At 69.7% G+C, this 13,586-nt stretch carries 11 protein-coding genes and 1 pseudogene; 5 read left to right on the top strand and 7 right to left on the bottom strand.

The genetic code is table 11. From position 1 onward, the window contains the following. Positions 1–54: 54 nt before the first annotated feature. Positions 55–1,032, top strand: a complete 978-nt coding sequence (locus BUB97_RS03390) for a Bug family tripartite tricarboxylate transporter substrate binding protein (protein WP_073131436.1) — start codon at positions 55–57, stop codon at positions 1,030–1,032. Between the two features lie 12 nt (positions 1,033–1,044). Here BUB97_RS03390 and BUB97_RS03385 read toward each other — a convergent pair whose 3' ends face one another. Further along, on the bottom strand, positions 1,045–2,709 hold the full coding sequence (locus tag BUB97_RS03385) for an IclR family transcriptional regulator domain-containing protein (protein WP_073131434.1): 1,665 nt from the start codon (positions 2,707–2,709) through the stop codon (positions 1,045–1,047). A gap of 104 nt (positions 2,710–2,813) precedes the next feature. On the opposite strand from BUB97_RS03385, the gene BUB97_RS03380 reads away from it, so the two are divergent. Together BUB97_RS03380 and BUB97_RS03375 are read left to right on the top strand one after the other, a co-directional pair. Next, entirely contained in the window at positions 2,814–3,611 is a 798-nt protein-coding gene (locus BUB97_RS03380; RefSeq protein ID WP_073131431.1) for an RraA family protein, read from the top strand. A gap of 5 nt (positions 3,612–3,616) precedes the next feature. Continuing rightward, positions 3,617–4,069, top strand: coding sequence for a nuclear transport factor 2 family protein (locus BUB97_RS03375; protein ID WP_073131629.1), 453 nt, complete (start codon positions 3,617–3,619; stop codon positions 4,067–4,069). A gap of 444 nt (positions 4,070–4,513) precedes the next feature. On the opposite strand, the pseudogene BUB97_RS03370 reads toward BUB97_RS03375, so the two are convergent. Both BUB97_RS03370 and BUB97_RS03365 read right to left on the bottom strand, forming a co-directional pair. Continuing rightward, positions 4,514–5,515 (bottom strand): annotated as a pseudogene (locus BUB97_RS03370) (IS481 family transposase). 22 nt (positions 5,516–5,537) lie between these two features. Then, a complete protein-coding gene (locus tag BUB97_RS03365) occupies positions 5,538–6,575 on the bottom strand; it encodes an alpha/beta fold hydrolase (RefSeq protein ID WP_073131429.1) in 1,038 nt (345 codons plus the stop codon). 392 nt (positions 6,576–6,967) lie between these two features. Here BUB97_RS03365 and BUB97_RS03360 point away from each other — a divergent pair, with 392 nt between their 5' ends. Next, positions 6,968–7,348, top strand: a complete 381-nt coding sequence (locus BUB97_RS03360; protein WP_073131427.1) for a winged helix-turn-helix domain-containing protein — start codon at positions 6,968–6,970, stop codon at positions 7,346–7,348. Positions 7,349–7,415: 67 nt separating this feature from the next. Beyond that, a complete protein-coding gene (locus BUB97_RS03355) occupies positions 7,416–8,930 on the top strand; it encodes a protein adenylyltransferase SelO (protein WP_073131425.1) in 1,515 nt (504 codons plus the stop codon). Between the two features lie 37 nt (positions 8,931–8,967). Here the strand turns inward: BUB97_RS03355 and BUB97_RS03350 are convergent, their stop codons facing one another. The 4 genes from BUB97_RS03350 to BUB97_RS03335 all read right to left on the bottom strand — a co-directional run bounded on the left by BUB97_RS03350 (position 8,968) and on the right by BUB97_RS03335 (position 13,586). Continuing rightward, on the bottom strand, positions 8,968–9,960 hold the full coding sequence (locus tag BUB97_RS03350) for a Bug family tripartite tricarboxylate transporter substrate binding protein (protein WP_073131423.1): 993 nt from the start codon (positions 9,958–9,960) through the stop codon (positions 8,968–8,970). A 77-nt stretch (positions 9,961–10,037) separates the two neighbouring features. Beyond that, the gene (locus tag BUB97_RS03345) at positions 10,038–11,033 is read right to left on the bottom strand and encodes a 3-hydroxybutyryl-CoA dehydrogenase (RefSeq protein ID WP_073131421.1); all 996 of its coding nucleotides are present in this window, start codon (positions 11,031–11,033) and stop codon (positions 10,038–10,040) included. Then, entirely contained in the window at positions 11,020–12,117 is a 1,098-nt protein-coding gene (locus tag BUB97_RS03340) for an NAD/NADP-dependent octopine/nopaline dehydrogenase family protein (RefSeq protein WP_073131419.1), read from the bottom strand. The genes BUB97_RS03345 and BUB97_RS03340 overlap by 14 nt, the downstream gene beginning before the upstream one ends. Further along, complete coding sequence (locus tag BUB97_RS03335) at positions 12,114–13,586, bottom strand: class I adenylate-forming enzyme family protein (RefSeq protein ID WP_073131417.1); 1,473 nt, start codon at positions 13,584–13,586, stop codon at positions 12,114–12,116. Before BUB97_RS03335 ends, BUB97_RS03340 begins: the two co-directional genes overlap by 4 nt.

Here is a 13,586-nt window from a genome sequence, read left to right as displayed (position 1 = left end):
GTGTAAGGCTCTGACGTCGAGTTCAGGGCCGTGAAGCCCAGCGGAGGAAACATCGTGACCAAGAGCACCATCTCGCGCCGCGGCGCGCTCGCGGCGGGGCTCGCCGCGCTCGCCGCTCCGGCCCTCGCGCAGGGCGCCTGGCCCGGCCGGTTCATCACCTTCGTGGTGCCTTTCCCGCCGGGCGGCACGAGCGACCTGATGGGACGCTTCGTGGCGCAGGAACTCTCCAAGGCACTGGGGACTACCGTGGTGGTGGAGAACCGGGCGGGCGCAAACGGCAATGTCGGCTCCGCCTCCGTGCTGCGCGCGCCGGCTGACGGCAACACGCTGCTGCTGTCCGGCGTCGGCTCGCACGGGATCAACGCCGCCCTCTACCGCGCCATGCCCTACGACCCCGTGCGCGACTTCACCCATGTCACCATGATCGCTTCCGGGCCGAATGCCATCGCGGTCCATCCGTCCTTCGCCGCTCGCACACTGGGCGATCTCGTCGCGATGGTGCGGCGCGAACCGGGCAAGCACAACTACGCCAGCTCGGGTATCGGCTCTTCGAGCCACATGGCCATGGAGCTGTTCAAGCAGAAGGCGGGTCTCGAGATCGAGCACGTTCCCTATCGTGGCGGTGCGGCGGCATTGACGGACGTCATGGCGGGCCAGGTTCCGGTGCTGATCACGAATGCCGATGCTGTGCTGCCGCATTCGCAGGAGGGGCGCTTGCGCGTGCTCGCCGTCACGAGCGCGGAGCGCAGCGCCATGTTCCCGCAGGTCGCGACTATCAGCGAGGCTGGCTTTGCTGAGGTGGTCGCGGTGTCCTGGACCGGCGTCTCGGCCCCTGCCGGCACATCCGGGTCCGTGCTGCAGCGGCTGCAGCAGGAGGTCTCGAAGGCGGTGAACGGACCGCTGAAGGAACGCCTTGCCACACTCGGCCTCGTGCCCGGAGGCAACTCCTCGGAAGACTACACCGCCTTTGTCGCCTCCGAGGTCTCCAAGTGGCGCCAAGTAGCACAGGTCTCCAAGATCACCGCCGAGTAGAGGCCGGCTGGATCACAGAAGCCGCGCCTCGGATTCCGCCACGCCGGTGACCCCTGGCGAGGCGGCGAGGAGGCGCCCGGACAGTGGTGCTGAGGCGAGCGTCTCCAGTGCCACCCCGTCCCGTGCGGTGGCGATGTAGAGCGTCGTGAGCCCTTGCCCACCGAAGGCCAGATCGGTCGGACGCGGGACCGGCAGGGGCAGCACGCGCTCCACCTCTCCCTCCGGCGAGAGGCGCGCAACGCTCCATCCGTCCTGCAGCGCCACCCACACGCCGCCCTCCACGTCCGTGGCCAGCCCTGCCGGGCGGCCGCCGCCGGCAGGGAGGCGGGCCAGCGTCAAGGGCACGGGGCGACCCAGCTCCAGCTTGTAGACGGTGCCGGAGCTTGGTACCGCTGCGAAGAGCGCGCCGCCATCCACCGCCCAGGCTAGGGCCACGGCCTGGCCCGGAAGGCGCCAGCTGCGGCCGAGCATTCCGTCGAGCTGCATGGGCCCGATCAGGCTTGCTCCTTCCTCGGCCAACCACTGGATTCCCCAAACGGTCCCTTCCGGGTGCACGCGGAAGCCGCGGATCTCCGCAAGTGTCGGGGAGGAGAACTCGCGGCGCACCTTTCCCCCGGGCGCGATACGGGCCAGGTGGCCGGTCGCATCCAGCACCAGGGCGTCGCCCTCCGGGGCGGCTGCCAGGCCGCGTATAGGCGCCTCCCAGCGTGTAACGCGCCGGTCCTCCGCGCCTGAAAGGAGCCGCAGCTCCGGCGCCAGCGCATCCGCCCACCAGAGCGCCGGGCCCGAGCTCCGCGGGCCGAGGCCAAAGAATGCCGCGGGCCCTGGCAGGACCGTTATGGAGGAGACGTGCGGCGTGGGGGAGGGCGAGCGCACCCCGGCGCCGATGCGGCGGCCGGCGGCGGCGAGCTCCGGCCCCAGCAGATCCACCCGCTCGCGCGTCATGCGGAAAGAGGGGCCCGCGACGCTTACCGCCCCCAGCACCTTTCCCTCCGCATTCAGGATCGGCGCGCCCACGCAGCGGATGCCAAGCGCGATCTCCTCATCGTCGATGGAGAAGCCCCGCGAGCGAATGATGCGGAGTGATGTGGCGAAGCGCCGCCGATCGGTGATGGTGTGCGGCGTCAGTGCTGGCAGAGGCAGACGCTTCAGGACACCCTCCCGCTCCTCCTCCGGCAGGAAGGCGAGAATGGCCTTGCCCTGGCTGGTGCAGTGCAATGGCTTGCGCTGACCCAGCCGGGTCGCGGAGCGGACTTCGTGTGCCCCTTCGAACTTGCCGAGCGAGAGCACCTCGCGTCCCTCCATCACCGCGACATAGGCCGTCTCTCCAGTGGCATCGCGCAATGCGCGCAGCTCCGGCGCCGCGATGGCCGCGAGATCCGGGCCTACCGGTCCACTCGCCAGCCCCGGGCTCTGCGCCATCTCCAGCAAGCGAAAGCCGAGAGCATAGACGCGGCGCGCAGGGTCTTGCCGCACCAGGCCACGGGCGACCAAGGCGCCGAGGATGCGGTACAGCGTTGTGCGGGACATGCCGAGTTGAAGAGCGAGCTCCGCCTGCCCGATGCCGCCCCGGCTGGCGGCGATTGCCTCAAGCACGTCACAGGCCTTGTCGAGCAGGGCCGCGCCCTCGGTCCGGGCGTCGGGCTTCTCCCCCGCTTGATCCACAATGTGGGACATGGCGGGAGATTTTCCCCCTCCGGCCCGGAACGCAAGCCCCTTCCGCGTTGACCGGCACGCGGACGCTTGCCCATGGTCCGCCGAAGAGGAACAGGATCAACGCCATGCCGCCCAAACCCGAGACCATAACGATCACGCCCGACCATCTGGCTCGGCTTGCACGATGCTCCTCCGGCTCCATCACGACGGAGCTCTTCCGGCTCGGTTACAAGCAGTGCTTCCTTGTCGGGCTGAAGCCTTTGAACCCGAACCTGCCCTCCTTCGCCGGTGAGGCCTACACGATGCGAATGATCCCGGCCCGCGAGGACGTGGAAACCTACGCCACGCTCACGCCGCGTCCGAACGAGGACAACCTGCAATGGGTCGGTGTGGAAGCCACCCGGCCGAACCAGGTCGTGGTCATCGATAGTCGCAACGACCCGCGTGCCGCCTCGATGGGCAACATGCTGCTGACACGCATGCAGAAGCGCGGCGTTGTCGGCGTGATCACAGACGGCTCGTTCCGCGACGGTTCCGAGATCGCCGGCATGACCTTGCCGGCCTATTGCCGCGAGGTCGTAGCTTCCACGCGCCTCTCCTACCACCACGTCGCCGATCTGAACGTGCCGGTCGCCTGCGCGGACGTGGCCGTCTACCCGGGCGACATCATCCATGGCGAGGTGGACGGCATCACCGTCATCCCGCGCCATGTCGCACTCCAGGTGTTGGAGGCTTGTGAACGACGCGACCCGCTGGAGAAGTATCTTGCGCTCCGCGTCGGGGCCGGGGAGGCGCTTTGGGGCGTGTATCCTCCCACCGAGCAAACCCGTGCCGATTTCGCCACCTGGCAGGCCGCCGGGTCGCGCCCGGAGGACGCGGCACGGATCCGCGCGCCCCAGGCCGCTCCCGAAGCCGCGGAGTGATCGTCATGGACAAGCGCGAGGTCCTGATCCGCCGATACTTCGAAGCATGCAACTCGGCCGATTACGATGCCTTGGTTTCCTGCTTCACGCCGGACGCCGTGCACTACTTCCCCCCCGGCCTCCCCGGCGCGCCGTGGCGCGGTGCAGACGCTATCGCCAAGGGCTGGGTGTGGTGCGTAGAAACACTGGGCAGCCAGTGGACAATCGAGCGCGTGTTGTGCGGGTCCGAAGATGGCGGGCCAGAAGGCGTGCCCGAGGCCGTGATCGAGTGGACGCATTGGAAGGGCAAGCAGAACGCCGCCCTGCGCGGGGACGAGTGGTACCGCTTCGACCCGGCGAGCGGACTGATTTCCGAGATCCGCGCTTACTATGCGTCTCCGTCTCGGCCAGACGTCCCCATCAACGAGTTGGACGGCTTCGACTACCTGGGCCGTGGCTATCATCTGCGGCCGGCGTGACCTGAGCCCGTTGTCGTAATCGCGTAACAACGCCGATTGCGGCCGCGGCGACTTTGGGGGGAGTGCGGCGGGCCTTTCGCTCACCGCGAGCGGCAAAGTACGTTTCCGAGCAAGCCAGAGCGCCTCTTGAGCAGGGATCTCTTCCTCTCAACACGAAGAATGCGCTCGGCTTCAGGGCCGGCGAAAGTTAAGTTTACCAGCGCGAGAGCGATACTCACGCGCGACACCCTTGCCGGCACACAGCCAAGTTCGGCGTACTTTGGCCCCTGTGATGTTTTCCCCTGACCAGCCCCCAGGAGGGGGGGGCGGATTTTTATTGTTTCACGGGGTCGTCGGGCCTGAGTCAGAAGGTGCCGGTCTTGCTGGAGAGGCACAAGCGAAGCGCCATCGAAGGTCCAAAGGATGGGTCGGCGAGACACGTGATCTACACGCAATGTGATCCGATTAAGCGAGAGGAACCGCGGCAGTGCCAGCGAGCGTGGAGTTGTTTGGTCCCGGGATGAGGTGGTGCGGGTTGATGGTGAAGATGGCGGGGTTCTTGGTCCAGGCGTCGCAGGCGGCCTGGAAGGGCGTTCGCCATCGGAGCGCTTTGAGGTGCTTGGCGAAGTTGTAGGCCCGAACGAAGGCCAGGACGTGCGCCTGCAAGGCGGCAAGGTCGGGGTAGTGGAAGGCCTTGACGGTCGCGTCCTTGACCGTGCGGTTCATCCGCTCGGCCTGACCGTTGGTCCAGGGGTGGTAGGGCTTGGTGAGCCGGTGCTCGATGCCGTGTTCCCAGCAGACGCGGTCGAAGGCATGCCCGCGGTAGCGGGCGGTCGGCCCGCTGCGGTGTCGCGGTGCGTCGGCGAAGGCGATGCCGTTGTCCGTCAGCACGGCGCGAAGTTGATAAGGGAATGCCGCCAGGACGCCTCTCAGGAAGGCCGCCCCGATGGCCATGGTCGAGCGGTCGTGGAACTCGACGTAGGTAAACTACGTGACCCGGTCGATGGCGAGGAACATGTGCAGCTTGCCCTCGGCGAGGCGCAGTTCGCAGGCATCGATATGAACGAAGCCGATCTTGGTCTCGGCGAAGCGGCCGCGTTTGGAGGCCTTCTCCTCTCCCTGTGGCAGGCGGGAGATCCCATGCCGGGCCACACAGCGGTGCAGGGCGGACCGGGACAGCGTTGGAATGGTCTCCCTCAAGCATTCCATGACATCGTCGAGCGGCAGGAGGGTGCGGCGGCGGAACTCGACGATCATGGCTTCCTCGGCCTCGGTGAGGCCGGTGCTGCGAGCCTGACGCGGCCCCATCGGCGCGTCCGCCGTGCCGGTGCGCCCCCGCCATTTCGCGATCGTCTTGGGGTTCAGGCGGTACTGGGCGGCGAGAGCGCGGCCCGACGCTTGCGACGCCTGGAGCTCGGCTCGAACTGGCGGCGTTGTTCGGGCTGAGCCGTGAAGACTTGCTGCCATAGGGCATCCTCCCCCTCGCGGGTCAAGGATGCACCACTACTCCCCGGGACTGCACACCTAGCCATTCCTCCACGCAGCGGCGAAGGAAGGCCGTGTCCTCCGCATTGTCCATTGGGTTGCCGGCGCGGTGGCCCCAGATGCTGGGAATGGGGCGCAGCTCGGCACGGCGCAGATGCGGCAGCTCCGCCTCGTTGTCCGCCACGCGGAAATAGATGTCGGTGGCGCCGGGCATCAGCAGCACGCGGGCTTCGATGGCCCGCAGGGCCGCTTGCAGGTCGCCGTTGAAGGTCGGGTTGTCGCTGATGTCGCCCGCGTTCCAGCAGCGCATCTGGGCCAGCAGGTTCGCCGCCTTCTTGTGGACGAAGCGCCCGTCCCACACGGCCAGGTAGGCTTCCAGGTCCGGTGTCTGCGGCGTGATGTGCAAGCCGGCGCGGTAGAAGTCCTGGCTCATCGCATAGCCCGCATAGTTGCGGCCGAAGGCGCGCAGAGCGGCTACGGGCTGGGCGGAGAAGCCGCCCCTTCCGTCATGCTCCGGGGCGGCTTCCAGGATGGCCATCTGCGCCCGGGTGAAGACCCGGTTGTGCACGGCCGTGCGCGCGCTGCCGCAATTGACGAACACGGCCTCCACCGCCTCCGGGAAGAGCGCGGCCCAGTGATAGGCCTGCTGCGCCCCCATGGACCATCCATAGACAGCCCGCAGCGCTTCGATCCCGAGCACCTCCCGCAGCAGGCGGCGCTGGGCATGGACGTTGTCATGGGCGGTGACGAGGGAGGGATAGCCGGGCGTATCGGCGGGCGAAGTGGAGACACCATTGCCGAACATGTCGATCTGCACGACGAACCAGCGCGCCGGGTCGAGCACGCCATCCGGCCGGATGAGCCATTCCAGCTCCGCCGCCGTCGCACCATAGCTGGTGGGGTAGAGGATGACATTGTCGCGCGCCGGGGACAGCGTGCCATGCGTCTTCCAGTGCAGCGTCGCCTCGGGGACCGTGCCGCCCTTCAGCACGGGCAGGTCGCCCAGCGCGTAGCGGCCGGTCGCGGTGGGCCATGCGGTCATGAATCGTCTCCGGCGGCTGCATGGGCAATGCAGCCGAAGCCGCGTGCCGCTGCAAGCCGCGGCTCCTCGGTCCGGCTTTGCGCTTGATCCTGATGTGACGGTTTGTCCCGGGGAGAGGAATAAGGAATTCCTCCTCTCCCCGGACCCCTCACCATCATCTTTCTCTTCAAGTTGGATTCAATCGACTGGCGGTGCGCCTGAGGTCGATGACCTCAGGCGGCTGCAAGAGCAGGAAGGGCGCCCTGCAACCAGAGCTCCCTTCAATCCGGGGTATCCACGGCAGTCAGGCGGGGTTCCAAGGGCCTCAGGCCCTTGGCGGGTGGAGGGCGGAGCCCTCTCCCGGAAGCCCCGCGCCGGTTGCCGCCCATGGCGACGCATGATCCCTTGTCCTCATGCCTCCCCCGAAGCGCTCCCCTCGCGGCAGCGGCGAAACAGCTCCGCGTCTCAGTCTTCGCCTGGATCTGGGCGGGGGGCTGCGGATCGGCCCGGGCAAGGTGCGGCTGCTGGAGGAGATCGGCCGGGCAGGCTCCATCTCTGGTGCCGGGCGGGCCCTGGGCATGTCCTATCGCCGCGCCTGGGAGCTGGTGGAGGCGTTGAACACCGGCCTGGGCGAACCCGTGGCCGAGACGGCGGCCGGAGGCGCCGGCGGCGGCGGGGCGAGGCTGACGCCCCTGGGCGAGGCGGTGGTCCGCACCTATCGCGCCATCGAGGCGGAGGCGAATGCCGGGGCGGCGGGGCGCCTCGCTGCCCTGGCCCGGAGGGAGAGCGCCTGAGCCTCGCGCGGTCGCGATGGGGCTGGGGGTTGTTTCACGGCCGTCCCCGCTCGATCTCCCTGTCATCATGAGCATTTCGGACACCGGCACGCTCGAGGCGGCCCGGGAGGGGCGGGCGATCCGCTTCCCCTTCGACAACTCCTATGCCCGCCTGCCCGAGCGCTTCCGCGCACGGCTCGATCCGACCCCCGTGGCGGCCCCGCGGTTGCTGAAGCTGAATACGGCCCTGGCCGAGCGGCTGGGCCTGAATCCGGTCGCCCTCGCCACGCCGGAAGGCGCCGCCATCCTGGCCGGCAACCGCGTGCCTGAGGGGGCGGAGCCGATCGCCACGGCCTATGCCGGGCACCAGTTCGGCAATTTCGTGCCCCAGCTCGGGGATGGCCGCGCGATCCTGCTGGGGGAGGTCGTGGCGCCGGACGGGCAACGCTTCGACATCCAGCTCAAGGGCTCGGGCCGCACGCCCTTCTCCCGCGGGGGCGATGGGCGCGCCGCCATGGGGCCGGTGCTGCGGGAATACCTGGTGAGCGAGGCGATGCACGCGCTCGGCGTGCCGACCACCCGCGCCCTCGCGGCCGTGGCCACGGGCCAGCCAGTCATGCGCGAGACGCCGCTGCCCGGTGCGGTGCTGACCCGCGTGGCCTCCAGCCATATCCGCGTCGGCACCTTCGTCTATTTCGCCGCGCGGGGGGATGTGGAGGGGCTTCGCATCCTGGCCGACCACGCCATCGCCCGGCACGACCCGGCGGCGGCGGAAGCGGCGAACCCCTACCGGGCCTTCCTGGAGGGCGTGGTGGCCCGCCAGGCCTCGCTGGTCGCGCGCTGGATGCTGATCGGCTTCATCCATGGCGTGATGAACACCGACAACACCTCCGTCTCGGGCGAGACGATCGACTACGGTCCCTGCGCCTTCATGGATGCCTACGACCCCGCCACGGTGTTCAGCTCCATCGACCAGTTCGGCCGCTACGCCTATGGCAACCAGCCCCGCATCATGCAGTGGAACCTCGCCCGGCTCGCCGAGACGCTGCTGCCGCTGCTGGGCGAGGATGAGGAGGCCGGGCTCGCCGTGGCGCAGGAGGTGCTGCACGGCTTCGCCCCGGCCTTCGAGGCGGCCTATCTCGGCGGGCTTCGCGCGAAGATCGGCCTGCCCGGGGACCGGATGGGCGACGTGGCCCTGGCGGGCGATCTGCTGAAGGCCATGGCGGCCAACAATGCCGATTTCACCCTCACCTTCCGTCGCCTCTGCCGCGCGGCGGAAGCTCCCGAAGGGGATGCAGCGGTGCGGGACCTCTTCAACGATCCGGCCGCCTATGACGCCTGGGCCGTGACCTGGCGCGCGCGGCTGGCGGAGGAGGGGGGCGAGCCTGCGGCGCGCGCCGCCGCCATGCGCGCGGTGAACCCGGCCGTCATCCCCCGGAACCATCTGGTGGAGGCGGCGCTGGAGGCGGCGATCGTGCGCGACGACCTCGGCCCCTTCGAGTCGCTGCTGGAGAGCCTGGCCCGCCCCTTCGAAGACCAGCCCGGCGCTGATGCGCCGCCCGTGCCGAGCGAGGCGCCCTACATGACCTTCTGCGGCACCTGAGGGAGAGGGGCGGGGGCAAGCCTCCCGCCCCGCCACATCACACGTCCAGCCGGATCGCGAGGTCCCGGATCAGCGGCCGCCACACCGCGTTCTCGGCGCGCACGAACTCCGCCATCTCGGCGGGGCTGCGCGGCACCAGTTCGGCCCCGATGTCGCGCATCTGCTTCGAAACCTCCGGGCTCTCGATCGCGGCGCGGATCAGGCTGTTCAGCCGTTCCACGATGGCGGGCGCGGTCGCGGCGGCGACCGAGATGCCCTGCCACCCATAGGCGACCGCGCGGGGGTAACCGAGCTCCACCGCCGTGGGCACCTGCGGGGCGGCGCTGGCGCGGCTATCCCCGATCACCATGATTCCGCGGGCGCGCCCGGTGCTCAGGAAGGGCAGGGCGTTGGTGATGTCGGACACCACGCAATCCACCTGGCCGGAGACGAGGTCGTTCAGCACCGCCGGCATGCCCCGATACGGCACATGCGTGGCCTCCAGCCCGGAATGACGCTTCAGCACCTCCATCGCCAGCTGGTGCGGCGAGGCGACGGCCGGCGTCCCGAAGGTGAGGCTCCTCTTCTTCGATTCGGCCAGCATGCCGGCGAAATCCGCGAAGGGGCTTTCGGGGCGGACCAGCACCAGCATCGGGAAGCGGCCGATGAAGGCGACGCTCGTCAGGTCCTTGTCAGGATCGAAGGGAAGCCGGGCATAGAGCGCGGGGTTGTAGATGAGGACGCCGTTGTCGACATGCAGCAGCGAGTAGCCATCGGCTGGGGAGCGGATGACGTTCTCCGTCGCCACGATGGCACCGCCGCTCGGGCGGTTCTCGACGACGATGGACTGGCCGATCGTCGGGCCCATCTGCTTGGCGATCATGCGCGCGAAGATGTCGCTCGCGCCGCCGGCACCATAGCCCACCACCCAGCGCAGCGGGCGGTCCGGCCAGCTGCCCTGGGCGCGCGCGCCCGAACCCGGCACAGACCCTGCCGCCAACCCCGCCCCGGCGCCCAGAGCCAAGCGGGTCCATTCTCTCCGACCGAACATGCAGCACTCCTCGCTCTTGCGTCGTCCATGCCGCCCTGTGGCCGCGTTTCCTCTGTGTCCCCTCGTGTTCTCCCGGTTCACTCCGGCAGCACGGGTGGCTTGGCGAGCCCTTCGGCCCGCAGTCTGTCGATCAGCGCAGCAAGGCGCTGGCGGCGATAGGCGTCCATGTCGCGGCCGGCATAATTCAGGAAACCCTGGCCGGTGCGAAGCCCAATCCGCCCCTCCCGCATGTTGTGCTCGATCACCTCGGGCGCGCGGTAGCGCTCATGCCCCAGCGCGCCGGTCAGGTAGCGGCTCGCGTGGTAGAGGATGTCCCCGCCGCCCCAGTCGATGAACTCCAGCACGCCCAGCACGCCGAAGCGGAAGCCGAAGCCGTATTTCACGGCCTTGTCGATGTCCTCCGCGCTCGCGACGCCTTCCTCCACCATGCGGGCCGCCTCGTTCATCGCCAGGGTCTGGATGCGGGGCACGATGAAGCCGGGGCTGGCCGCGCAAACCACCGGCACCTTGCCGACGGATTCCAGCACGGCGTTCAGCCGCGCGATCGTCTCCGGCGCCGTCGCCCGCCCGGGCGAGACCTCGACCAGCGGGACGATATAGGCCGGGTTGAGCCAATGGGCGTTGAGGAAGCGCTCCGGCCCGGCGACGGAGGGCGAGAGATCGTCCACCAGGATGGTGGAGGTGGTGGAGGCCAGGATCGCCCCGGGCGCCATCAGGGCCGAGGCGCGGGCCAGGGTCTCGCGCTTGAGGTCCAGCACCTCCGGCACGCCCTCGAAGACGATGCCGGCGCCGCCCAGCGCCTCCGCCGCCGCCGCTTCCGGCGCGACGCGCACGCGGGAGAGAAGGGCATCGGCATGCGCTGGATCGAAAAGGCCCAGCTCGCCCAGGGTGCGCAGCGCGGCGCCGATCTCGGCCAGCGCCTCCGTCTCCAGTGCCGCGAAGGCCTCCGCGCTGCGCGGCTTGGCATCCAGCAGCGTGACGGGATGCCCGGCATAGGCGAATTGCACCGCGATGCCCCGCCCCATCCGCCCCGCGCCGAGGCAGAGGATGGGCGTGCGCTCAGGCGAAGCCATGGCGCAGCACCTGCCCGATGCCCTCGCGGTCCAGGCCGCCCAGCCCGACATCGGCGAGCGTCCGCCCGGCATGGTCCGGCGCCTCGCCGCGGATCGCCGCGCCGATGGCGGAGAAGCCCTTCGCAAGCGGCACCTCCACCCCGGCCAGCGCCGCCGCCGAGATGATGAGCGAGAGGCCGAGGCGCAGGTCCTCCATCATATAGCGGTGCTGGGTGAGGATGATGCGCTCCCGCCAGTCCCCGGATTCGGTCAGCCGGTCATGCGAGGCGCGGCCATACATCCACTCCTCGCCCGACTTGGCGTAGTGATGCGCCAGGGGGAAATGTGGCGGGCCGTAGCCCAGCGCCTCGCGCACCGCCATGCGCTCGGCATCCAGCGCGTCGGTGGTGCGGCGGATGGCGGGGACGGTGCCCTCGTTGTGGATGTCCCATTTCTCGAAATGCTCGAGCGGGCCGGCATTCATGACGATGAGGGGCGGGTGGATGATGGCGCCCGCATTCATCAGCGCACCGGACAGCGCATCGCCACAGGGTTCGACCACGCCGGGGAAGGCCTCACCGATCACCTGCAGCGCCATCTCCGCCCGGTCGAGCGGAAAGACGCCGACCGGCAGGCGGACGGCGCGCACCGTGACCGCCACCTCGTGCGGGCCGCGCTTGCGGGCGAGCCAGGGCAGGGTGCCGGTTTCGGCGAAGGCCACCGCCGGCCTGCGGCCGCTCCGGTGCAGCCTATGTGCCATCAGCACCGTGCCGAGCGTGCCGGGGGGCAGGAACACCACCTGCCCGTCCTCCAGGCAGGGCGCCAGCAGTTCCGCGATATCGGCCTGCGCCGTGGCCGGGGCCGGGCAGAGGATGAGCTGCGCGCCGCGCAGGGCCTCGGCCATGTCCGTCGTCACCAGCGCCAGCCGCGCCTCATGCGTGCCCTTCGCGTCCTTCACCGCGATGGTGCCGCCCGCGGCTTTATGGGCTGCCACCGCTGCCGCATCGCGCCGCCACAGCCGCACCTCATGCCCGGCCAGAGCCATGTCCCCCGCCGCCGCGAAGGAGCCATTGCCGCCACCGAGGACGGCGATGCGAAGCGTCATGCGTCGGTTCCGATCAGGGGTCGAAGCTCGAAATGCCGCACCTTGCCGAGGGCGGTGCGCGGCAGGCTGTCGGTGAAGACCACGCGGCGGGGCACCTTGAAGCGCGCCAGCCTCGCGGAGACATGGGCGCGTACCGCCTCCTCCTCCAGCACCATGCCGGCGCGGAGGACGAGGAAAGCCACGGGCACCTCCTGCCATTTCGGGTCCGGCGCGCCGAGCACGGCCGCCTCCGCGATGGCCGGATGCTCCAGCAGCACGCGCTCCACCTCCGCCGGGTAGATGTTCTCGCCACCGGAGATGATCATGTTCTTCTTGCGGTCATGGACGAAGAAGTAGCCATCGGAATCCCGCGTGCCGATGTCCCCGGTGCGGTACCAGCCGTCCTGCATGCAGGAAGCCGTCGCAGCCTCGTCGCGCCAATAGCCGGCGAATAGGTTGCGGCCGCGCAGCAGCACCTCGCCGGCCACGCCATGCGGCAGCTCGCGCCCGGCCTCGTCGGCGATCCGGGCCTCGCAGAGCAGCCCCGGCAGGCCGGTGGAAGTGCCGCGCGAGAGATCGCCGCCCAGGCGCGTGTAGATGGCGATGGGGCAGCTCTCCGTCGCGCCATAGACCTGGAGCAGGGGAACGCCCCGCGCCATCACCGCGTCGATCAGGGCCTGGTGGACGGGCTCGGAGCCCGTGCTGATCGCGCGGAGGCTGGACAGGTCCAGCTCGTTCCAGCCCGGCGTCGCCATCAGCGCGCGGAGGACGGCCGGCACCGTCAGCATCAGCGTCGGGCGGTCCGTGGCGATGGCCTCCATCACGGCCTCCGGCACGAAGCGCGCATGCACCGTGACCGTGGCGCCGATCTGCAGCGCCGGCGTGGTCTGGATGTTGAGGCCCCCGACATGGAAGAAGGGAAGGGCGGCGAGGATGTGGTCCTCGGCCGTCATGCCATGCAGGTGGTGGCTCATCACCGCGTTGTGGAAGAGCGCCTCCTGCCGCAGCAGCGCGCCTTTCGGCCGGCCGGTGGTGCCGGAGGTATAGACGAGGAGCAGCGGGTCCTCGAAGCGGCCGGGGCCATCCCAATCCGCATCGCCCTCCGGGATTTCGAGTGGTGCGGCGGGAAGTTCCGGGGCCGCTTCCTGCAGGGTTGTGGCGAAGGCGGGTTCCACGAAGGCGACCTGCGCCTCGGCATGCTGCAGGATGTAGCCCAGCTCCGCCGCGGCCAGCCGCCAGTTCAGCGGCAGCAGGATGGCGCCCAGCCGGGCGCAGGCATAGAGCAGGGCGAGATAGGCCGGACCGTTTGTGGCCAGCACCGCCACCCGGTCACCCCGGCCCACCCCATGGCGCCTGCGCAGCAGGGAGGCGGCGCGCGCCACGTCCCGTGCGAAACCGGCATAGGTGATGGCCGCGCCTTCAAAGCGGATCGCGACCTTGTCCGGGGTGAAGGCGGCGTTGCGGTCGATCGGGGTGGCGAGGTTCGTCAC

The organism is Muricoccus roseus (assembly GCF_900141905.1).
In the GTDB taxonomy this organism is placed as follows: domain Bacteria; phylum Pseudomonadota; class Alphaproteobacteria; order Acetobacterales; family Acetobacteraceae; genus Roseomonas; species Roseomonas rosea.
This window is presented reverse-complemented; position numbering and strand designations above follow the sequence as displayed.